The organism is Streptomyces sp. DH-12 (genome assembly GCF_002899455.1).
GTDB lineage: Bacteria > Actinomycetota > Actinomycetes > Streptomycetales > Streptomycetaceae > Streptomyces.
Map to the genome: position 1 here is coordinate 2235803 of NZ_PPFB01000001.1, position 21698 is coordinate 2257500.

At 69.8% G+C, this 21698-nt stretch carries 13 protein-coding genes, 1 tRNA gene and 2 rRNA genes (1 of these 16 cut by a window edge); 2 read left to right on the top strand and 14 right to left on the bottom strand.

What is annotated here, in order from left to right; translation table 11 throughout:
- Positions 1–6 precede the first annotated feature (6 nt).
- The gene (locus tag C1708_RS08855; protein WP_106412143.1) at positions 7–843 is read left to right on the top strand and encodes an Fpg/Nei family DNA glycosylase; all 837 of its coding nucleotides are present in this window, start codon (positions 7–9) and stop codon (positions 841–843) included.
- Positions 844–1037: 194 nt separating this feature from the next.
- On the opposite strand, the gene C1708_RS08860 is transcribed toward C1708_RS08855, so the two are convergent.
- The 10 genes from C1708_RS08860 to C1708_RS08905 all read right to left on the bottom strand — a co-directional run bounded on the left by C1708_RS08860 (position 1038) and on the right by C1708_RS08905 (position 15046).
- The gene (locus C1708_RS08860; protein ID WP_437077120.1) at positions 1038–1244 is read right to left on the bottom strand and encodes a hypothetical protein; all 207 of its coding nucleotides are present in this window, start codon (positions 1242–1244) and stop codon (positions 1038–1040) included.
- A gap of 67 nt (positions 1245–1311) precedes the next feature.
- Entirely contained in the window at positions 1312–1782 is a 471-nt protein-coding gene (locus C1708_RS08865; protein WP_106412145.1) for a Dps family protein, read from the bottom strand.
- 197 nt (positions 1783–1979) lie between these two features.
- Positions 1980–2360, bottom strand: a complete 381-nt coding sequence (locus C1708_RS08870) for a helix-turn-helix domain-containing protein (RefSeq protein ID WP_015657463.1) — start codon at positions 2358–2360, stop codon at positions 1980–1982.
- 109 nt (positions 2361–2469) lie between these two features.
- On the bottom strand, positions 2470–3015 hold the full coding sequence (locus C1708_RS08875; protein ID WP_106412146.1) for a CinA family protein: 546 nt from the start codon (positions 3013–3015) through the stop codon (positions 2470–2472).
- Positions 3012–3914: a CDP-diacylglycerol--glycerol-3-phosphate 3-phosphatidyltransferase gene (gene pgsA, locus C1708_RS08880; RefSeq protein WP_106412147.1), complete on the bottom strand. Its 903-nt coding sequence runs from the start codon at positions 3912–3914 to the stop codon at positions 3012–3014. Before pgsA ends, C1708_RS08875 begins: the two co-directional genes overlap by 4 nt.
- A complete protein-coding gene (gene rimO, locus C1708_RS08885; RefSeq protein WP_106412148.1) occupies positions 3911–5386 on the bottom strand; it encodes a 30S ribosomal protein S12 methylthiotransferase RimO in 1476 nt (491 codons plus the stop codon). Before rimO ends, pgsA begins: the two co-directional genes overlap by 4 nt.
- A gap of 92 nt (positions 5387–5478) precedes the next feature.
- The gene (locus C1708_RS08890; RefSeq protein WP_106412149.1) at positions 5479–6321 is read right to left on the bottom strand and encodes a helix-turn-helix domain-containing protein; all 843 of its coding nucleotides are present in this window, start codon (positions 6319–6321) and stop codon (positions 5479–5481) included.
- Positions 6322–6572: 251 nt separating this feature from the next.
- A complete protein-coding gene (locus tag C1708_RS08895) occupies positions 6573–9353 on the bottom strand; it encodes a DNA translocase FtsK (protein ID WP_106412150.1) in 2781 nt (926 codons plus the stop codon).
- A gap of 173 nt (positions 9354–9526) precedes the next feature.
- The gene (locus C1708_RS08900) at positions 9527–10204 is read right to left on the bottom strand and encodes a response regulator (RefSeq protein WP_106412151.1); all 678 of its coding nucleotides are present in this window, start codon (positions 10202–10204) and stop codon (positions 9527–9529) included.
- A gap of 306 nt (positions 10205–10510) precedes the next feature.
- Positions 10511–15046, bottom strand: coding sequence for a HAMP domain-containing protein (locus tag C1708_RS08905; protein ID WP_241911206.1), 4536 nt, complete (start codon positions 15044–15046; stop codon positions 10511–10513).
- A 549-nt stretch (positions 15047–15595) separates the two neighbouring features.
- On the opposite strand from C1708_RS08905, the gene C1708_RS08915 reads away from it, so the two are divergent.
- A complete protein-coding gene (locus C1708_RS08915; protein WP_106412153.1) occupies positions 15596–18349 on the top strand; it encodes a SpoIIE family protein phosphatase in 2754 nt (917 codons plus the stop codon).
- Positions 18350–18405: 56 nt separating this feature from the next.
- On the opposite strand, the gene C1708_RS08920 is transcribed toward C1708_RS08915, so the two are convergent.
- The 4 genes from C1708_RS08920 to C1708_RS08935 form a co-directional block, all read right to left on the bottom strand.
- Positions 18406–18481, bottom strand: a tRNA-Thr gene (locus tag C1708_RS08920).
- Between the two features lie 74 nt (positions 18482–18555).
- Positions 18556–19236 (bottom strand): DegT/DnrJ/EryC1/StrS family aminotransferase, encoded by a 681-nt coding sequence (locus C1708_RS08925; protein WP_106412154.1) that lies wholly within the window; start codon positions 19234–19236, stop codon positions 18556–18558.
- Positions 19237–19335: 99 nt separating this feature from the next.
- Positions 19336–19452, bottom strand: a 5S ribosomal RNA gene (gene rrf / locus C1708_RS08930).
- A gap of 89 nt (positions 19453–19541) precedes the next feature.
- Positions 19542–21698 (bottom strand): 23S ribosomal RNA (locus C1708_RS08935) (it continues 969 nt past the right edge of the window).

Below are 21698 nucleotides of genomic sequence, written 5' to 3' on the forward strand. Positions count from 1 at the left end.
GGACGCATGCCTGAAGGAGACACGGTCTGGCAGGCCGCGCGACGGCTGCACGACGCCCTCGCGGGCAGAGTCCTGGTCCGCAGCGATCTGCGCGTGCCCCGGTTCGCCACGTCGGACCTCACCGGCCGCTCGGTGCTGGAGGTCACCGCCCGCGGCAAGCACCTGCTGACCCGGATCGAGGGCGGCCTGACCCTGCACTCGCATCTGCGGATGGACGGCTCCTGGCGGGTCTACGCACCCGGGCAGCGCTGGAACGGCGGCCCGGCGCACCAGATCCGCGCCGTCCTCGCCAACGCCGGACGCACGGCCGTCGGCTACCGGCTCCCGGTGCTGGAACTGATCCGCACCGAGGACGAGGAAGAACGCGCGGTCGGCCACCTCGGCCCCGATCTGCTGGGCCCCGACTGGGATCCCGACCTCGCGCTCGCCAACCTCGGGTTGGACCCCGACCGCGAGCTCGGCGAGGCCCTACTGGACCAGCGGAACCTCGCGGGCATCGGCAACGTGTTCAAGAGCGAGCTGTGCTTCCTGCTCCACGTCACCCCCTGGCTCCCCGTGGGGGAACTGCCCGCCGACCGGATGGCGAGCCTCCCGGAACTGGCCAGGAAGCTGCTGGAGTTCAACCGCGACCGCCCCGTCCGCAACACCACGGGCCGGCGCGGCCAGGACCTCTACGTGTACGGCCGCGCCCGCCGCCCCTGTCTGCGCTGCGGCACCCCGGTCCGCGTGGCCGAGCAGGGCGACGGCTCCCGTGAACGCCCCACGTACTGGTGCCCCACCTGTCAGCCGGGACCGGCCCCTGCCCCCGCACCCCCAGGCACCCGCCGGAGCCCTGCCCGCTGACCGAGGTCACCCCACAGGCGGCGCCCCCGCTCCCCGGACAGGCCGTCGGAGCCCCGCCCGCCGGCCAACGCGACTCCGCAGGGGTCGCCCCGTCACCGGGGGCCCTGCGAACGCCCCACCTGCCGACCGGGGGTCCGCTCCGCACCCGAGGCCGCCGAGGGTCCCGCCGGGTGACCGACACAGCCACACGCGCGTCACGAACCCCGGGAGCGTCCCGCGCCCCAGGCCCGCCGCCACCGCCCCGCGGCGAGCGCGCCTTCCGCACGCGCCTTGGGCAGGCAGTGCACCGGAAGCACGCTCAGCCCCCACCCGCCGGCCGCGACCGCCCCTTCCAGGGCGCCGGCGTCGGGCGCGAGCAGCAACCGTGTCGCCGCCCACCACCACAGCACCGTGAAGCCCACGGCGGCACACCGGCACACCCCTCGCCCGGCCGGCCGCGCAGGGGCTGTGCCGGCGTCCACGGCCGTGTCACCCGTTCGCGGCCTGGAACATCCAGTGGTGCTTCTCGAGGTCCGCGGTGATGGTGATGAAGATGTCCTGGCTCACCGGGTCGGGTTCCTCGGTCGCCGCGATCCGCTCCCGCATGCGGGCGATCACCGCGCCCAGCGCGTCCACCAGCGCGCTCACCGCCGCCGCGTCGTCGACCCAGCCCTCGGGCGTGACGCCGATCCCGCTGCCGACGGCCACCGTCGCGGCCCGCCCGTCGGGCGAGACGCCCAGTGCCGCGGCGCGCTCGGCCACCGTGTCGGAGTGACCGCGCGCGGTGGCCACGACCTCGTCGAGCTGGAGGTGGACGGAACGGAAGCGCGGTCCGACCACGTTCCAGTGGATCTGCTTGGCCACCAGGGAGAGGTCGACCAGATCGACCAGGGCGCCCTGCAGTGCCTCCGAGACGGTTTTCAGGTTCTCGTCGGACAACGGACTCTTCACGACGTACATCCGCACCTCCGTGGCTGGTCCCCCGCCTCCGTCTCCACGATGACGGCCCGCCGCCGCACCGGCAAACGCAGGACGGCGACGCCCGTGAGAACCCTCAGGCATGCGAAAACCCCGGCGGCGCCCCTCCGGAATCCTCCGGGGAGCCCCCACCGGGGCATCTCACACCTTCACACCGCGCAGAGCGCCGGACACCGGGCTCAGGCGGCGACGACGTCCACCGCCTCGGCAGGCGCCTTGATGGTCACCCGTTCCGGTGGCACACCGGTCACCGACACGGAACCCAGCATCGGACGAACCGACGTGGGCACGGGCTCGCTGGGGGTCGCTGCAGCAGACTGGGCCAGCTCGGCGAGAGCGAGTTCGTCGCTCACTTCCCGCATGAGCTCGGACATCCGTACGTCCAACGCGTCGCAGATCGCGGAGAGCAGCTCGGAGGAAGCCTCCTTCTGCCCCCGCTCCACCTCGGAGAGATAGCCGAGCGAAACTCGGGCGGACGAGGAGACTTCGCGCAGAGTACGGCCCTGGCGCTGGCGCTGCCGACGCAGCACGTCACCCAGCAGGCGACGGAGCAGAATCATCGGTGGCTCCCTCCTCGGACCGCGTAGCCGCATCCTTCTCGCCCCACCGTACCGCCTCGCGCCGCGGCCGTGCGGGGAGCGATGTCGTGTTCACTCAGGGCTGCAAACATCAAAACCCCCCGTTCCGTTCCGTATCCTGTGCCCGCTCATTCCCGGTCTGTTCGTCCGCAAGCTCCGCGAGGAGCAGTGCGAGTACGCTCCGTACACTCTCCATACGAATTTCCGCGCGGTCGCCGTTCAACCGCAGATGGCGCACTTTTCCGCCAACGACCGAACCGGCGCTCCCCGCGGAGGGGCCGTCGACGGCCACGTAGACCGTGCCGACGGCCTGCCCGTCCTGGGGGTCGGGGCCGGCCACCCCGGTGGTGGCGATGCCCCAGTCGGCGCCGAACGCGGTGCGCACACCGGCCGCCATCTGGGCCGCCACCTGCGGATCCACCGCTCCGCGCTGGGCCAGCAGAGTGTCGTCCACGCCCAGCAGCCGGTGCTTGAGGTCGGTGGCGTAGGCCGTCACCGAACCTCTGAAGACCTTGGACGCCCCGGGGACGGAGGTGATCTCCGCCGCCACCAGGCCACCGGTCAGCGACTCGGCGACCGCGAGCGTCCTGCCGTTCACGGTGAGTAGTCGCACCACCTCGGTGGCCGTTGAACTCACGCTTCCGTCTCCTCCAACGCCGCCTTGCGCTCGGCGATTCCCTGCCTGCGGAGCACAATGGCCTGTTTCACATAGTCGAGTCCGGTCACCACGGTCAGCACCACCGCCGCGGCCATCACCCACCAGCGCAGCGTCGCCAGCCATCCGGTCAGCGCGAGCACGTACATGCCCACGGCCACGCCCTGGGTGAGGGTCTTGAGCTTGCCGCCCCGGCTGGCCGGGATGACCCCGTAACGGATGACCAGGAAACGCAGCAGGGTGATCCCGAGTTCCCGGCCGAGGATCACGCCCGTGACCCACCACGGCAGGTCGCCCAGCGCGGACAGGCAGATCAGCGCCGCGCCCATGATGGCCTTGTCGGCGATGGGGTCGGCGATCTTCCCGAAGTCGGTGACCAGGTTGTAGGTGCGCGCCAGATGCCCGTCGAACAGGTCGGTGATCATGGCGACGGCGAAGGCCGCCCATGCCAGCGAGCGCCACGCGGGGTCGTAGCCGCCGTCGGCGAGCATCAGCATGACGAACGCCGGCACCAGCAGCAGCCGGAGCATGGTCAGCAGGTTGGCGATGTTCCAGACGCTGGCCTGGTCGACGGCCGCCGCGGCGATCTTGCCGCCGCGCGGAGCCCGTGTGGCGCCCTGCGCCACGGTGGTCCCGGCGCTCCCGGCGTCCTCGGGGGCCGTCGAGGCGGACGGAGCCGCCGCTTCGGCGTGCGCGCGGGCGTCCGCCGGAGTCGACGCGTCTCCCCGTGCCGGCCCGTTCCCGGCAGCGTCCGGAGCCGTGTCCCTGGCCTCCCGCGCGAGGGTGCGGCCGGACGCCGGTGCCGGGCCCCCGGACGCGGGGCCCTCCGACCTCCTCGCGCCGGAGGGGCCACCTGCCGCCGATGCCGGGACACCCGTCATCTGCCCGCCTCCTCGGTGCGCGTGGGCGAGCCCTCGAAGAGCGGCTCGGCCACCAGGTCGACACCCTCCGTGCCGACCACCTTCGCCTCGACCATACGGCCGACACTCAGTCCCTCGCCGCTCGTGAGCAGCACCTGGCCGTCCGTTTCGGGAGCCTGGTGCGCGGCACGGCCGTACACGCCCTCCTCCTCGTCGACGGACTCCACCAGGACGTGCACGGTCTCGCCGACCCGCTCCTCCGCGCGCTGGGAGACGAGTTCCTCGGCCAGCCGGGAGACGCGGGCCAGGCGCTCGGCGACCACGTCCTCGTCCAGCTTGCCGTCGTAGCCGGCCGCCTCGGTGCCCTCCTCGTCGGAGTAGCCGAACACACCGATGGCGTCGAGCCGGGCGTGGCTCAGGAACCGCTCCAGCTCGGCGAGGTCGGACGCGGACTCGCCCGGGAAGCCGACGATGAAGTTGGAGCGCACGCCGGCCTGGGGCGCCTTGCTCCGGATGGTGTCGAGCAGTTCCAGGAAGCGGTCGGTGTCGCCGAAGCGGCGCATGGCGCGCAGCACGTCCGGCGCGGAGTGCTGGAAGGACAGGTCGAAGTAGGGGGCGACCTTCGGGGTGGAGGTCAGCACGTCGATCAGGCCGGGCCGCATCTCGGCCGGCTGGAGGTAGCTGACGCGCACCCGCTCCAGGCCGTCGACCTCGGCCAGTTCGGGCAGCAGGGACTCCAGCAGGCGGATGTCGCCGAGGTCCTTGCCGTAGGAGGTGTTGTTCTCGGAGACCAGCATGATCTCCTTCACGCCCTGCTCGGCCAGCCACCGCGTCTCGTTGAGGACGTCGCTGGGGCGGCGGGAGATGAAGGAGCCGCGGAAGGACGGAATGGCGCAGAAGGAGCAGCGCCGGTCGCAGCCGGAGGCCAGCTTCACCGACGCGACCGGGGAGCCGTCCAGACGGCGGCGCAGGGGCGCGCGGGGACCCGAGGCCGGGGCGAGGCCGTCGGGCAGGTCGGCCGGGCCGTGCCCGGGCAGCGCGACGGCGGCGGCGGACTCCTGCCGCTCGGCCGGGCTGATGGGCAGCAGCTTGCGCCGGTCGCGCGGGGTGTGCGAGGCGTGGATGCCGCCGTTCAGAATGGTCTGCAGACGGTCGGAGATGTCCGCGTAGTCGTCGAAGCCGAGCACGCCGTCGGCCTCGGGGAGGGCGTCGGCGAGCTCCTTGCCGTACCGCTCGGCCATGCAGCCCACGGCGACGACGGCCTGGGTTCTCCCGTGTCCCTTGAGGTCGTTGGCCTCGAGGAGGGCGTCGACGGAGTCCTTCTTGGCGGCCTCGACGAAGCCACAGGTGTTGACGACGGCGACGTCCGCGTCCTCGGCGTCCTCCACGAGCTGCCAGCCGTCCGCCTCCAAACGGCCTGCGAGCTCCTCCGAGTCCACCTCGTTACGGGCGCAGCCAAGGGTGACCAGTGCGACGGTACGGCGTTCAGGCATGGGCTCAAGACTACTTCGTCCCGGCGACGCCCCATGTCGACGGGGTTGGCCGGACCGGCCAACCCCGTGGTGATCGCGTCTCCGGACGCCGGTCACCCGGCCTGCGGGTCGCCCTTGGTGTAGGTGAGGCGCTCGACCGCGCCCGGCTGCCAGTCGTCCTCGATCTTCTTGCCGTTCACGAACAGGTCGAGAGCGCCGGCGTCACCGAGGACCAGGTCGATCCGGGAACTGTCCTGGAAGGTCTTGTCCTCGCCCTCCTTGAGCAGTTCCGCGAAGAGCACCTTGCCGTTGTGGTCCTTGGCGGAGATCCAGCTCGGCCCGTCGGCGGCGACGACCTTGACGGTCACCTTGTCCTGCGGCGCGGCGGCGATGGCGCTGTCCGACGGCTCCGGCACGGGCACGACGGGCTTCGCGGTCCTGGTGGTGGCGCTGGGCGTGGGCGACGCGGCGGGCTCGGTGTCACCGGCGACGTTCGCCTTGTCGCCGTCGTCGCCGGTGACCATCGTGAAGCCGACGAAGCCGATCACGACCACGATCGCGGCGACCATGGCGGCGGTCCAGTTGGGTCCGCGCCGTTCGGGACGGATGCGTTCCGCCTCGAAGAGGGGCGCGGCCGGGGTGGGGGCCGGGCGGCCGCCGCCGTGCTCGGCCTCGTACCGGGCGAGCAGCGGGGCGGGGTCGAGCCGTACGGCCTTGGCCAGCGTGCGGATGTGGCCGCGTGCGTACACGTCGCCGCCGCAGGGCGCGAAGTCGTCGCGCTCGATGGCGTGGACGATGGCGATCCGGACGCGGGTGGCGGTACTGACGTCGTCGACGGTGAGCCCTGCGGCGATGCGCGCCTGCCGCAGCGCACGGCCGACCGAGACGGAAGGGCGGTCTTCCTCGGAAACGTCTTCGAACGGACGCTCGTCTTCAGGGGAGTTGCCGATGGACACGGGGGCGCCTTTCGAGCGTGTAGCCGCCTGTGCTGGAGGTTCAGTCTAGGTGGGGTACGGCGGGATGGGGCAACCGGGCGTTCGTATATGTACGCCATCGGAATGGCCCGACATTCCGATGGTCGGCCTGCTGTCCGACACTTCGTCCAACTTGACGTGTGCCGACGGGAAACGGTTGCCCGATGATCGCTTACGGAAGGGTCACGATCGCCCGGCCGGACGACCCGGCAGGACGACCGTGCTCCCGCCGCTTACCCTTCGGACTCCCCGCGGATCAGCGCGAGCACGCCGTCCAGCTCATCGGGTTTCACAAGAACGTCACGCGCCTTCGAACCCTCGCTCGGTCCGACGATGTTCCGGGACTCCATGAGGTCCATCAGCCGGCCGGCCTTGGCGAAGCCGACGCGCAGCTTGCGCTGGAGCATCGACGTCGACCCGAACTGGGTGGAGACGACCAGCTCGGCGGCCTGGCACAGCAGGTCGAGGTCGTCACCGATGTCCTCGTCGATCTCCTTCTTCTGCTTGGTGCCGACGACGACGTCGTCCCGGAAGACGGGCGCCATCTGCTCCTTGCAGTGCCGGACGACGGCCGCGACCTCCTCCTCGGTCACGAACGCGCCCTGCATGCGGACGGGTTTGTTCGCGCCCATGGGCAGGAACAGCCCGTCGCCCTTGCCGATCAGCTTCTCCGCGCCGGCCTGGTCGAGGATGACCCGCGAGTCGGCGAGCGAGGAGGTGGCGAACGCCAGCCGGGAGGGCACGTTCGCCTTGATCAGACCGGTGACGACGTCGACCGAGGGCCGCTGGGTGGCCAGCACCAGGTGGATGCCGGCAGCGCGCGCGAGCTGGGTGATGCGCACGATGGCGTCCTCGACGTCGCGCGGGGCGACCATCATCAGGTCGGCCAGCTCGTCCACGATCACCAGCAGGTACGGGTACGGCTGCAGCTCGCGCTCGCTGCCCTCGGGCGGCTCGACCTTGCCCTCGCGCACCGCGCGGTTGAAGTCGTCGATGTGCCGGAAGCCGTAGGCGGCCAGGTCGTCGTAGCGCAGGTCCATCTCGCGCACGACCCACTGCAGCGCCTCGGCCGCCCGCTTGGGGTTGGTGATGATCGGCGTGATCAGGTGCGGGATGCCCTCGTACGCGGTCAGCTCGACGCGCTTGGGGTCGACCAGGATCATCCGGACGTCCTCCGGGGTCGCCCGCATCATGATCGAGGTGATCAGGCAGTTGATGCAGGACGACTTGCCGGATCCGGTGGCGCCGGCGACCAGCATGTGCGGCATCTTCGCCAGCGAGTCCATGACGTACCCGCCCTCGACGTCCTTGCCGAAGGCGACCAGCATCGGGTCGTCGTCCTCGGCGGACTCCGCGAGCCGCAGCACGTCGCCGAGGTTCACCATCTCCCGGTCGGTGTTGGGGATCTCGATGCCCACCGCGGACTTGCCGGGGATCGGGCTGATGATCCGCACGTCCGGGCTGGCGACGGCGTACGCGATGTTCTTGGTGAGGGCGGTGACCCGCTCGACCTTGACGGCCGGGCCGAGCTCGACGACGTACCGGGTGACCGTCGGGCCGCGGGTGAAGCCGGTGACGTCGGCGTCCACCTTGAACTCGGTGAACACCTTCCGCAGCGCCTCCACTATGGCGTCGTTGGCGGCGCTGCGCGCCTTGCCCGGCCCGCCCCGGTGCAGCAGGTCGAGGGAGGGCAGGGAGTAGGTGATGTCGCCGGAGAGCTGCAACTGCTCGGCGCGCGCCGGCAGGTCGCGGGGTTCGCGCGGCGGCGCCTTGGTCATGTCGAGCACGCCCGCGGGCGGCCGCTCCCGCTGCTGGGCCCCCTCGTCGTCGGCGGGCGCGTTCCGCCGCGACGTGCCCTTCCTGGGCGTGTCCTGCTGCGGACGGGCGGCCGGGACCGGGGTCGGCGTGGTCGGCTCGTAGTCGTCGCCGGTGCTGACGCCCTGGGTGAGGTCGGCGACGACCGGCGAGGGCGGCATGCCGTGCAGCACGGCGCCGTCGAGCGCGGCGGCCGCGGCGGCGGCCACGTCCACGGCGTCCATGGGCCGGCCGGCGTCGGGCTGCGGCACCGCGGACCGGCGGGGGCGGCGCCGGTGCCGGGACGGCGCCTCCTCCTCCGCGTGCTCGGGGTCGTACTCCTGGGGCGCCGGGCGGCGCCTGCGGCGGCTCTGCGGCAGCGCCTCGCGCCACTGCTCCTCGTAGCGCTCGTCGTCCTCGCCGAACTCCGCCGGCTCCGGCTCGTGCACCAGGCCCAGCCGCACGCCGAGCTGGCGCAGCCGCTGCGGGATCGCGTTCACCGGGGTGGCCGTGACCACCAGCAGGCCGAAGATCGTGAGCAGCACCAGCAGGGGCACGGCCAGGACGTCGGTCATGGTGGACGACAGCGGCGCGGCCGCGCCCCAGCCGATGAGGCCGCCGGCGTCCCTTATGGCCTGCGTGCCGTCGGCGCGCGCGGGTGAGCCGCAGGCGATGTGGATCTGGCCCAGGACGCCGATGACGAGCGCGGACAGGCCGATGACGATCCGCCCGTTGGCCTCGGGCTTCTCCGGGTGCCGGATGAACCGTACGGCGACGACGGCGACGAGGATCGGCACCAGCAGGTCGAGCCGTCCGAACGCGCCGGTGACCAGGATCTCCACCAGGTCGCCGACGGGCCCCTGGAGGTCGGCCCAGGTGCCGGCGGCGACGATCAGCGCGATGCCGAGCAGCAACAGCGCGAGCCCGTCCTTGCGGTGGGCCGGGTCGAGGTTCCTGGCGCCCTGCCCTACGCCGCGGAACACCGCGCCGACGGCGTGCGCGAGACCCAGCCACAGGGCGCGGACGAGCCGGTAGACGGCGCCGGTCGGATTCGGGGCGGGGGCGGGCTTCTTCGCCGGCGCCTTCCTGGCGGGCGCCCTCCTGGCGGGCGCCTTCTTCGCCGGGGCTTTCTTGACGGCGGCCTTCTTCGCCGGAACCTTCGCGGAAGCGGCCGCCTTCTTCGCGGGCGGCTTCTTGGCTGCGGAGGGACGTGAGGCCATGGTGTGAGGTTACCGGGGGAGACGGCACGTGACACGCGTGGCGGATGCTTCACCCGTTCGTGTCGCCCGCTTCGAGGCGTGAAACTGACGCGCGGTGCCCCCGAGGCTCGGAGTTGACACGCCCTCAGGACCGGGACGGCCCTCGGGGGCGGGCAAGGACCGGGCGGGCGGGGTCAGTTCTGCGAGGACATCGACGACGCGGTCCCGGCCCCGGGGTCGAGGGCGTCCAGCGCCCGCCGCAATCCCGTGAGCTTGCGCTCCAGATGGGCCGCCGTGGCGACCGCGGCCGCGTCGGTCGACTCGTCGTTCAGCTGCTTGGTGAGCGCCTCGGCCTGCTCCTCGACGGCGGCGAGCCGCGCCGACAGTTCGGCGAGCAGTCCGGCGGACTCCTTCGGCTCCCCCGTGTCCTTCTCGCTGCCCTCGAGCTGGAGCCGCAGCAGCGACGCCTGCTCCCGCAGCTGGCAGTTCTTCATGTACAGCTCGACGAAGACCGAGACCTTCGCGCGCAGCACCCACGGGTCGAACGGCTTGGAGATGTAGTCCACCGCGCCCGCCGCGTACCCCCGGAACGTGTGGTGCGGGCCGTGGTTGATCGCGGTGAGGAAGATGATCGGGATGTCCCGGGTCCGCTCCCGCCGCTTGATGTGGGCGGCGGTCTCGAAACCGTCCATGCCCGGCATCTGGACGTCCAGCAGAATGACCGCGAAATCGTCCGTGAGCAGTGCTTTGAGCGCTTCCTCCCCGGACGATGCCCGCACCAGCGTCTGATCGAGCGCCGAAAGGATCGCCTCCAGCGCCAGCAGATTCTCCGGCCGGTCATCGACCAGGAGGATCTTGGCCTTCTGCACCATGGCCCGCCCTCCTCGCCCCGGCTTGGGGCCCTCCCTGTCCACAGGACCTGACACAGCACCGGTGGGTGCCGTCCCAGGGGACGACTCCCTTGCGCCGCCCGTCCTCGTGCCGGTCATCGTAGCCGCACCCCGCCTGTCGCCACACCCTGTCACCGCGATGTCACTGTGCACGTAGCGGAAACGCCGCGCGAGACCAGAAGGTTCCCCGAAACCACACTTCTACACGACTTCGCGCACGACGCGTCGACCGCTCCACACGTTCCCCGCGGCTCCTCCTCACCTTCGCACGCCGCTCGGCCGCCGGCCTCACTCCCCCCTCATCCACTGCTCCATCACCGTCAGCAGGTGATCGGGGTCGACCGGCTTGGTCACGTAGTCGGAGGCCCCCGACTCGATGGCCTTCTCCCGGTCGCCCTTCATCGCCTTCGCGGTGAGCGCGATGATCGGGAGCCCGGCGAACTGCGGCATCCGCCGGATCGCCGTGGTCGTCGCGTACCCGTCCATCTCGGGCATCATGATGTCCATCAGCACGACCGCCACGTCGTCGTGCTGTTCCAGCACCTCGATGCCCTCGCGGCCGTTCTCCGCGTACAGCACGGACAGGCCGTGCTGCTCCAGGACACTGGTCAGCGCGAAGACGTTGCGGATGTCGTCGTCGACGATCAGCACCTTCTGCCCGCCGAAGCGGATGCCCCGGCGCGGGGTCCGCGCCGCCTGCGGCTCCTGTTCCACGGCCGGCCACTCCTCCAGCTCGGCGGGGGGCCGCTGGTCCTGCTGAAGCGAGACCCGGCGCCGGCGCCGGAACAGCGCCGCCGGGCCGTTCTGCGTCTCCCGGTACGAGGTCGCCTCCGCCGGGGTCCCGGCCTCCGGCGCGGTCAGCTCGGCCGACGCCACCAGGTCCCCCGCCTCCAGCGCCGGCATGGGCGGCTGCTGGTAGCCGTTGGGCGGCAGCTCGCTCGGGTGCAGCGGCAGGTACAGGGTGAACGTCGAACCGCGGCCCGGCTCGCTCTGCGCGTGGATCTCACCGCCGAGCAGCTGCGCGATCTCCCGCGAGATGGACAGCCCCAGACCCGTGCCGCCGTACTTGCGGCTGGTGGTGCCGTCGGCCTGCTTGAACGCCTCGAAGATCACCCGCATCTTGCTGGCCGCGATGCCGATGCCCGTGTCGCTCACCGAGAACGCGATCAGGTCCGCGTCCGGGTCGGTCAGCGAACCGGCCTCCAGGAGCTGCTCCCTGATGGCCTGCGGGACGTCGTCCCGGGCGGGCCGCATGACCAGCTCGACCGATCCGGAGTCGGTGAACTTCACCGCGTTGGACAGCAGGTTCCGCAGAACCTGCAGCAGCCGCTGCTCGTCGGTGTGCAGGGTGGCCGGCAGCTCCGGCGAGATCCGCACGGACAGGTCCAGGCCCTTCTCCGCGGTCAGCGGCCGGAACGTGGCCTCCACGTAGTCCACGAGCTGCACCAGCGCGATGCGCGTCGGGGAGACGTCCATCTTGCCCGCCTCGACCTTCGACAGGTCGAGGATGTCGTTGATGAGCTGCAGCAGGTCGGACCCGGCACCGTGGATGGTCTCGGCGAACTCCACCTGCTTCGGGGAGAGGTTGCCCTCCGCGTTGTCCGCGAGCAGCTTGGCGAGGATCAGCAGGGAGTTGAGCGGCGTGCGCAGCTCGTGCGACATGTTCGCCAGGAACTCGCTCTTGTAGCGCATGGACACCGCGAGCTGCTCGGCGCGCTCCTCCAGGACCTGCCGCGCCTCCTCGATCTCGGTGTTCTTCACCTCGATGTCGCGGTTCTGCCGGGCCAGCAGCTCGGCCTTCTCCTCCAGTTCGGCGTTGGACGCCTGGAGCGCCTTCTGCCGCTGCTCCAACTCCGCCGACCTCTCCCGAAGTTGCTCGGTCAGCTCCTGGGACTGCCGCAGCAGCCGCTCGGTCTTGGTGTTGACCGAGATGGTGTTGACGCTGGTCGCGATCATCTCGGCGATCTGGTTGAGGAAGTCCTTCTGGATCGCGGTGAACGGTGTGAACGACGCCAGCTCGACGACGCCGAGCACCTTCCCCTCGAACACCACCGGCAGCACGATCACCTGGGCCGGCGGTGCCTCCCCGAGCCCCGAGGAGATCTTCAGGTAGCCGCTGGGCGCCTTGTCCACCAGGATCGTGCGCTTCTCCATCGCGGCCGTGCCGATCAGCCCCTCACCGGGCTGGAACGACGTCGGCATGGACCCCATCGAGTAGCCGTACGACCCGAGCATCCGCAGCTCGAACTGGTCGTCGTCCGCCGCGGCCAGGTCCTCGCCGTCCACCAGCGGCATGGCGAGGAAGAACGCGCCGTGCTGCGCCGACACCACCGGCGTCAGCTCGCTCATGATCAGCGAGGCGACGTCCTCCAGGTCGCGCCGGCCCTGCATCAGCGCGGAGATGCGGGCCAGATTGCCCTTCAGCCAGTCCTGCTCCTTGTTGGCGATCGTGGTGTCGCGCAGGTTGGCGATCATCTTGTTGATGTAGTCCTGGAGCTCCTGGATCTCCCCGGACGCGTCCACGTCGATCTTCAGGTTCAGGTCGCCGCGGGTCACCGCGGTCGCCACGCGCGCGATGGCGCGCACCTGCCGGGTGAGGTTCCCGGCCATCTCGTTCACCGACTCCGTCAGGTCCCGCCAGGTGCCGTCCACGTCCCGCACCCGCGCCTGGCCGCCCAGCTGGCCCTCGGTGCCCACCTCGCGGGCCACCCGCGTGACCTCCTCGGCGAACGACGACAGCTGGTCCACCATCGTGTTGATGGTCGTCTTCAGCTCGAGGATCTCCCCGCGCGCGTCGATGTCGATCTTCTTGGTGAGGTCGCCCTTGGCGATGGCCGTGGTGACCATGGCGATGTTCCGCACCTGACCGGTCAGGTTCGACGCCATCTGGTTCACCGACTCGGTGAGGTCCTTCCACGTGCCCGCCACACCCGGCACGTGCGCCTGACCGCCGAGGATGCCGTCCGTGCCCACCTCGCGGGCCACCTTGGTGACCTGCTCGGCGAACGCGCTCAGCGTCTTCACCATCGTGTTGATGGTGTCCGCGAGCTGCGCCACCTCACCGCGCGCCTCGATGCTGACCTGCCGCGTCAGGTCGCCGTTGGCGACGGCCGCGGACACCTGGGAGATGTTCCGCACCTGGGTGGTGAGGTTCTTCGCCATCAGGTTGACGTTGTCGCTCAGGTCCTTCCAGATGCCCGTGACCCCCGGCACGTGCGCCTGCCCGCCCAGGATGCCCTCGGTGCCCACCTCACGGGCCACCCGGGTCACCTGGTCGGCGAACGACGACAGCTGGTCGACCATCGTGTTGATGGTGTTCTTCAGCTCGAGGATCTCGCCGCGCGCATCGACGTCGATCTTCTGCGACAGGTCACCGCGCGCCACCGCCGTGGTGACCTGGGCGATGTTCCGCACCTGGGAGGTGAGGTTGCCGGCCATCGAGTTGACGGAGTCGGTGAGCTCCTTCCAGGTGCCGGACACCCCGGGCACCTGCGCCTGACCGCCCAGCCGTCCCTCGGTGCCCACGTCCCGGGCCATCCGCGTGACCTGGTCGGCGAAGCTCGACAGCTGGTCCACCATCGTGTTCACGGTGTTCTTCAGCTGGAGCATCTCGCCGGAGACGTCCACGGTGACCTTCTGCGACAGGTCGCCGTTGGCCACCGCCGTCGTCACCTGCGCGATGTTCCTCACCTGTCCGGTGAGGTTGCGGAACGCCGTGTTGACGGAGTCCGTCAGGTCCTTCCACGTCCCCGCCGCGCCCGGCACGTTGGCCTGGCCGCCCAGGCGCCCCTCGGCGCCGACCTCGTTGGCGACTCGGGTGACCTCGTCCGCGAAGATCCGCAGCGTCTCGGTCATCTGGTTGATCGTCTCGGCGAGCTGCGCGACCTCGCCGCGCGCCGGCACCGTCACCTTGCGCGACAGGTCGCCGTTGGCGACCGCCGTCGTCACCTCGGCGATCCCGCGCACCTGCGCGGTGAGGTTGCCGGCCATGGTGTTGACGGAGTCGGTGAGCTCCTTCCACACGCCGTCCACGCCCGGCACCTGCGCCTGGCCGCCCAGGGCGCCCTCGGTGCCCACCTCGCGCGCGACGCGGGTCACCTCGGAGGAGAACGCGGAGAGCTGGTCCACCATCGTGTTGACGGTGTTCTTCAGCTCCAGCATCTCCCCCTCGACGTGCACGGTGACCTTGCGGGACAGGTCGCCGCGCGCCACGGCCGTCGTCACCAGCGCGATGTCGCGCACCTGGGCCGTCAGCCGCTCCGCCATCGTGTTCACGGAGTCCGTCAGGTCCTTCCAGGACCCGGACATGCCCCGTACCTGGGCCTGGCCGCCCAGCTTGCCCTCGGTGCCCACCTCGCTGGCCACGCGCGTGACCTCGTCGGTGAACGTCGACAACTGGTCGACCAGGTTGTTCACGGTCCGCGCGACCTTCAGGAACTCGCCCCGCAGCGGATGCCCGGTCCCCTCCGGCGCCTGCGTCCGCAGCTCCATCCGCGGCGACAGGTCACCCTCCGCCACCGCCGACAGCACCCGGCTCACCTCGGAGACCGGCCGTACGAGGTCGTCCACCAGGGCGTTGGAGTGATCGATCGCGGCCGCCCAGGAGCCCTCCGAGGGCCCCGTCTCCAGCCGCTCCGTGAGCTTGCCCTCACGCCCCACCATGCGGCGCACCCGCGCCAGCTCGCCCGTGAGGTGCAGATTGCGGTCGGCGACCTCGTTGAAGACCGCCGCGATCTCCGCCATCACGCCGTCGCCGGTCACCGTGAGGCGCTTGCGGAAGTTTCCGTCCCGCATCGCCACCAGGGCGCCCAGCAGACGGTTCATGGCCGCCGCCTCCACCGTCACGGTGCCGCCCCGGGCCCTCCCCGCCTTGCTCAGGGACTGTCCGCCTTTCGCGCGCGTCGTCTTCGTGCTCCGCGTCGCTGCGCCAGACTCCACTGTGTCCCTCCCGCAGGGGTCGACCATTACCGCTGTGCCCGGTCGCACCGTCCAGGGTGCTCCCGTTGCTCCTTGTTGCTTTTCCCGTCGGAATCGCTGTTCCCGTCGGACCGGGATGCCGTGCCCGACGTTCCGAGGCGCCGCCAGGGGGCTGCTGCCCACCCGGCCCCGACGCCACACTGCCTCCCCGGACCTTCCCTACCAGCCTGCCCAGTGTTTCACCCTCGCGGAACCAGGCCATAACAGTTCGGCAGCTTCGCACATCGTCCGCACACCCGCCGGACGGCGAACACCTCGGACGGAAACACCGCAGACCGGCCTCCGCCCGGACCGCGAAGGTAAGTAACCTTGCATGCGGCTGTCCAGCCACGCCGGCACGTCCGGCCTGGGCGGTGGCACGAAGACGAGCGGGCATCGGAGGGGCGGCCGCACAACATGACCACCGGACTGATCCCTGGGGAACAGCCCCCGGACCCACGGCCGGCGGACGGCCTGCCGCACCAGCGGCAGGAGCCGGCCGGCCAGGGAGCCATGCCCGTCGAGAACCGGTCGAGGAGTTCTGTGATCACCGCGCGCGCGGCCGCCAGCTTCGAGCCCGTCGGACGATCCGTCGCGAGCGCCCGTTCCTTCGTCCGTGACACCCTCCAGGGCTGGGGCTTCGGCGACATCGTCGACGACGCCGTGGTGCTCACCAGCGAGCTGGTCACCAACGCCGTGGTGCACGCCGGCACCTCCGCCGACCTGCTCTGCCTGCGCAGCGACGACAGCGTGCGGATCGAGGTGGCCGACCGGTATCCCGAGCGTGAGATCCCCCTCCAGGGCTCCCCGATCGACATGGGCAGCCCCGACCGCGAGGGCGGACGCGGCCTCCAGCTCTGCGCCGCCCTGGCCGGCCACTGGGGCGTCGACTACACGCCCACCCACAAGACCGTCTGGTTCCAGCTCGACCTCCCCGACCGCCCGGTCGGCACCCGCGCCGCCGGCCCTGCCCTGCCCGCCCACCTGCTGCCGCTCGCCGACACCCGGGTCCGCGTCGCCGTCGTCCAGATCGACCGCGCCGGCTCCATCACCGCCTGGAACGAGGACGCGGAGGAACTGTTCGGCTACACCGCGGAGCAGGTCACCGGCAAGCCCCTCACCGACCTCGCCGCCTGGCCGCACACCCCCGGCACCGGCACCGGCATCGCCGACGCCCTCCAGCTCTCCCGTTGGGAGGGCAGCTACGGCATCCGGGGCGCCCACGGCCGCGTCATCCCCGTGTACGCCTCCCACCTGCGCGTCCGGGACACCGACGGCGAACCGTCAACCGTCTGTCTCCTGGTGCGCGACCACGAACGGGCGGTTCTGCAGACCCCGCTCCGCGGCCCCGCCACGGACACCTCGGGCGGCTCCGAGGGCCAGAGCACCGACCCGTTCGAGGTCTTCATCGGCTCCCCCGCCCCGGACGACCTCGACGGCCTGCTGCAGCGCACGGTGGAGCGCGCCCGCGACATGCTCGACGGCGACTCCGCCTTCTTGCTGCTCGCCACCGACGACGAGACGGAACTGGAGGTCCGTGCCTCCACCGGCCTGCCCTCGGCCCGCCAGCGCTTCGCGCGCGTCCCCGTCGAGGGCGGCCCCGGCCGCTACGGCTCCGCCCGCATGCCGGCCGTCCACGAGGACCTCACGGCCGTCCCCGGCGCGGTCCCCCTCCTCAACGGCACCGGCATGCGCTCGGTCGTCACCGTGCCCCTCAAGGTCGAGGGCCGCCTCACCGGCTCCCTCGGCGTCGCCGCCGAGGCTCCCGGCCGGTACTCCAACGAGGAGGCGCTGCGCCTGCAGTTCGCCGCGGACCGCATCGCCCTGGCCGTGGAGTCCGCCCGCCTCGGTGAACTGGAACGGCTGCGCCGCGGCTCCCTCAGCTTCCTCGTCGAGGCCTCCGACCTGCTGGCCGGCACCCTCGACCGGGACCAGACCCTGGCCCTCATGGCCCAGATGACGGTTCCGACGCTCGCCACCTGGTGCGCGGTCTACACGATCGCCGACCAGTCCTCCGACCCGGACCTGTCCTACGTGCTGCACGAGGACGAGGAGCTCATCGACGGCATCAAGTCGCTGCTGTCGAAGATCCCCCCGCCGGACCCGGTACCCACCCCCGGCGCCCGCGTCTGGTCCGCGCCCGCGGAGGTCGCCCACCAGGCGGCCCTGCGCACGTCCATGCGCAGCCTCGGCCTGAGCGGCGGCCCGACCCGGCACGTCACCACCGGCATCGGCCCGACCCTCGCCACGGCCTCCGCGGTCGGCGGTGAGACGGTGGTCCTCCCGCTGGTGGCCCGCAACCGCGTCATCGGCATGCTGACGCTCGGCAAGCCCACCGACGAGCACTTCCGCCAGGAGATCCTGGAGCTCGCCGAGGACCTGTCCCGCCGGGCCGCCCTGGCCCTGGACAACGCCCGTCTCTACTCCGAGCGCACGGCCATCAGCCAGTCGCTCCAGCGCAGCCTCCTGCCTCCGGAACTGCCGCAGATCGACGGCGTCGAGGTCGAGGTCATCTACCGCGCGGCCGGCGAGGGCAACGAGGTCGGCGGCGACTTCTACGACCTCTTCCCGATCAGCGACGGCGCCTACGGCTTCGCCATCGGCGACGTCTGCGGCACGGGCCCGAACGCGGCGGCCGTCACCGGCCTCGCCCGGCACGCACTGCGCCTGCTGGCCCGGGAGGGCCTCAGCGGCCCGTCGGTCCTGGAGCGCCTGAACTCCGCGATCCTCGACGAGGGGGAGCGCAGCCGCTTCCTCACACTCCTGTACGGCGAGATGCGCCCGCAGGAGGACGGCAGCGCGGAGCTGAAGGTGGTCTGCGCCGGCCACCCCCTGCCGCTCCGCCTCCGCCAGGACGGCACGGTCGAACCGGCGGCCGAGCCGCAACCGCTCCTCGGCGTCCTGGAGGACCTGGAGCTGTACGAGGAGACGGTGACGCTCGACCCGGGCGACGTCCTGCTGTGCGTCACCGACGGCGTCACCGAGCGCCGCGAGGGCTCCAGGATGCTCGGCGACGACGGCCTGGCCGAGGTGCTGACCACGTGTACGGGCCTGACGGCCGGTGCGGTCGCGGCTCGCATCATGCGCGCGGTGGAACGCTTCGCCTCGGACGCGCCGTCCGACGACATGGCGATCCTCGCGATGCGGGTGCCGGGCCTGCAGCAGGACTGACTCCCACCGCGTTCCGGGCATGAGAAAGGCCCCGCCCAATGGGCGAGGCCTTTTCCTGGAGCCCCCAAACGGAATCGAACCGTTGACCTTCTCCTTACCATGGAGACGCTCTACCGACTGAGCTATAGGGGCCTGTCGTCGCTTCGGTTTCCCTCGCGGCAACGGAATAGATCATACCCCGAAGGGAGCCGTGCTCCCAACCACGCTCAGAGGGCAGGCGCGAGCAGTCCTCCCAGCGCGTTGCACACAGACGCTATCCGGTGCATGTCCCGCTTGGTCAGGGAGGCGTCGACGGGCAGAGCGAGCGTCTCGTCGGCGGCCCGCTCGGTCTCCGGCAGTGACACGGAACACCGGAAATCGGGAAGCCGGTGCACGGGTGTCCGCACGGGTATCCGGCAGGCAACTCCCTTTGCCCGTACGGCACGTGCGAAGGCGTCCCGGTCGGGCCGGCCGTTCCCGGGCACCCGCACGACGTACTGGTGATAGCTATGGCCGGCGCCTCCCTCCGGCGTCCGCACCCCCCGCAGCCGCGCATCGAGATACGCGGCCCGTTCCCTCCGCCGCGCCGTCTCGTCGTGGGACGACGCGTCCAACTCCGCGTGCTCCAGCACCAGGAGCCCGCGCCGCTGTCCGAGCGCGTGCAACTGCCCCATGTCGGCGGACCGTCCGAAACGGTGGACGACCACCACCGCCGCGGTCCGCGAAGTCAGCTCCGCCTCGACCGCAGCCGGGTCCAGGCAGTACGTCACCGGATCTATGTCGGCGAACACCGGCAGCGCTCCCGCGAGCGTCACGGCCTGCGCGACCTCCACGTTGCCGAAGGCCGGTACGACGACCTCGTCACCGACTCCGACGCCGGCCGCCCTGAGCAGTGCAGCAGTTCCCATGCCGACGATGCTCGGCAGGCAACGTGAACGTCAAGTGACGGACAACAAAAAAGGGTTGGTCCCTGAACCGAAGTTCAGGGACCAACCCTCGTAAGAATTGTTCGGCGGCGTCCTACTCTCCCACAGGGTCCCCCCTGCAGTACCATCGGCGCTGTAAGGCTTAGCTTCCGGGTTCGGAATGTAACCGGGCGTTTCCCCTACGCTATGACCACCGAAACACTGTGAAACACTCAACCGCACCACACCGTGACCATGGCATGGGGTTGTTCGTGGTTTCAGAACCAACACAGTGGACGCGAGCAACTGAGGACAAGCCCTCGGCCTATTAGTACCGGTCAACTCCACACGTTACCGTGCTTCCATATCCGGCCTATCAACCCAGTCGTCTACTGGGAGCCTTACCCCATCAAGTGGGTGGGAGTCCTCATCTCGAAGCAGGCTTCCCGCTTAGATGCTTTCAGCGGTTATCCCTCCCGAACGTAGCCAACCAGCCATGCCCTTGGCAGAACAACTGGCACACCAGAGGTTCGTCCGTCCCGGTCCTCTCGTACTAGGGACAGCCCTTCTCAAGACTCCTACGCGCACAGCGGATAGGGACCGAACTGTCTCACGACGTTCTAAACCCAGCTCGCGTACCGCTTTAATGGGCGAACAGCCCAACCCTTGGGACCGACTCCAGCCCCAGGATGCGACGAGCCGACATCGAGGTGCCAAACCATCCCGTCGATATGGACTCTTGGGGAAGATCAGCCTGTTATCCCCGGGGTACCTTTTATCCGTTGAGCGACGGCGCTTCCACAAGCCACCGCCGGATCACTAGTCCCGACTTTCGTCCCTGCTCGACCCGTCGGTCTCACAGTCAAGCTCCCTTGTGCACTTACACTCAACACCTGATTGCCAACCAGGCTGAGGGAACCTTTGGGCGCCTCCGTTACCCTTTAGGAGGCAACCGCCCCAGTTAAACTACCCATCAGACACTGTCCCTGATCCGGATCACGGACCCAGGTTAGACATCCAGCACGACCAGACTGGTATTTCAACGACGACTCCACCCGAACTGGCGTCCAGGCTTCACAGTCTCCCAGCTATCCTACACAAGCCGAACCGAACACCAATATCAAACTGTAGTAAAGGTCCCGGGGTCTTTCCGTCCTGCTGCGCGAAACGAGCATCTTTACTCGTAGTGCAATTTCACCGGGCCTATGGTTGAGACAGTCGAGAAGTCGTTACGCCATTCGTGCAGGTCGGAACTTACCCGACAAGGAATTTCGCTACCTTAGGATGGTTATAGTTACCACCGCCGTTTACTGGCGCTTAAGTTCTCAGCTTCGCCCACCCGAAAGTGAGCTAACCGGTCCCCTTAACGTTCCAGCACCGGGCAGGCGTCAGTCCGTATACATCGCCTTACGGCTTCGCACGGACCTGTGTTTTTAGTAAACAGTCGCTTCTCGCTGGTCTCTGCGGCCACCCCCAGCTCACCGAGTAAATCGGATCACCGAGTGTGGCCCCCCTTCTCCCGAAGTTACGGGGGCATTTTGCCGAGTTCCTTAACCATAGTTCACCCGAACGCCTCGGTATTCTCTACCTGACCACCTGAGTCGGTTTAGGGTACGGGCCGCCATGAAACTCGCTAGAGGCTTTTCTCGACAGCATAGGATCATCCACTTCACCACAATCGGCTCGGCATCAGGTCTCAGACTATGTGCCAGGCGGATTTGCCTACCTGACGTCCTACACCCTTACCCCGGGACAACCACCGCCCGGGATGGACTACCTTCCTGCGTCACCCCATCACTCACCTACTACCAGCTCGGGTCACCGGCTCCACCACTCCGACCTCGTCCGAAGACTCAGCCGGCGGCTTCACGGGCTTAGCATCACTGGATTCGATGTTTGACGCTCCACAGCGGGTACCGGAATATCAACCGGTTATCCATCGACTACGCCTGTCGGCCTCGCCTTAGGTCCCGACTTACCCTGGGCAGATCAGCTTGACCCAGGAACCCTTAGTCAATCGGCGCACACGTTTCTCACGTGTGAATCGCTACTCATGCCTGCATTCTCACTCGTCAACCGTCCACAACTCGCTTACGCGGCTGCTTCACCCGGCAGACGACGCTCCCCTACCCAACCCAGCACCCGTTGGGGCTACCTGCTGGATTGACACGACTTCGGCGGTACGCTTGAGCCCCGCTACATTGTCGGCGCGGAATCACTAGACCAGTGAGCTATTACGCACTCTTTCAAGGGTGGCTGCTTCTAAGCCAACCTCCTGGTTGTCTCTGCGACTCCACATCCTTTCCCACTTAGCGTACGCTTAGGGGCCTTAGTCGATGCTCTGGGCTGTTTCCCTCTCGACCATGGAGCTTATCCCCCACAGTCTCACTGCCGCGCTCTCACTTACCGGCATTCGGAGTTTGGCTAAGGTCAGTAACCCGGTAGGGCCCATCGCCTATCCAGTG

What these genes read in the sequence shown, in the direction of transcription:
- C1708_RS08925 (WP_106412154.1), bottom strand. Translation starts at nt 19,236, where the DNA reads ATGGGAACTGCTGCACTGCTCAGGGCGGCCGGCGTCGGAGTCGGTGAC.
- C1708_RS08870 (WP_015657463.1), bottom strand. Translation starts at nt 2,360, where the DNA reads ATGATTCTGCTCCGTCGCCTGCTGGGTGACGTGCTGCGTCGGCAGCGC.
- C1708_RS08900 (WP_106412151.1), bottom strand. Translation starts at nt 10,204, where the DNA reads ATGGTGCAGAAGGCCAAGATCCTCCTGGTCGATGACCGGCCGGAGAAT.
- pgsA (WP_106412147.1), bottom strand. Translation starts at nt 3,914, where the DNA reads ATGACGGGTGTCCCGGCATCGGCGGCAGGTGGCCCCTCCGGCGCGAGG.
- rimO (WP_106412148.1), bottom strand. Translation starts at nt 5,386, where the DNA reads ATGCCTGAACGCCGTACCGTCGCACTGGTCACCCTTGGCTGCGCCCGT.
- C1708_RS08915 (WP_106412153.1), top strand. Translation starts at nt 15,596, where the DNA reads ATGACCACCGGACTGATCCCTGGGGAACAGCCCCCGGACCCACGGCCG.
- C1708_RS08905 (WP_241911206.1), bottom strand. Translation starts at nt 15,046, where the DNA reads ATGAACCGTCTGCTGGGCGCCCTGGTGGCGATGCGGGACGGAAACTTC.
- C1708_RS08855 (WP_106412143.1), top strand. Translation starts at nt 7, where the DNA reads ATGCCTGAAGGAGACACGGTCTGGCAGGCCGCGCGACGGCTGCACGAC.
- C1708_RS08895 (WP_106412150.1), bottom strand. Translation starts at nt 9,353, where the DNA reads ATGGCCTCACGTCCCTCCGCAGCCAAGAAGCCGCCCGCGAAGAAGGCG.
- C1708_RS08865 (WP_106412145.1), bottom strand. Translation starts at nt 1,782, where the DNA reads ATGTACGTCGTGAAGAGTCCGTTGTCCGACGAGAACCTGAAAACCGTC.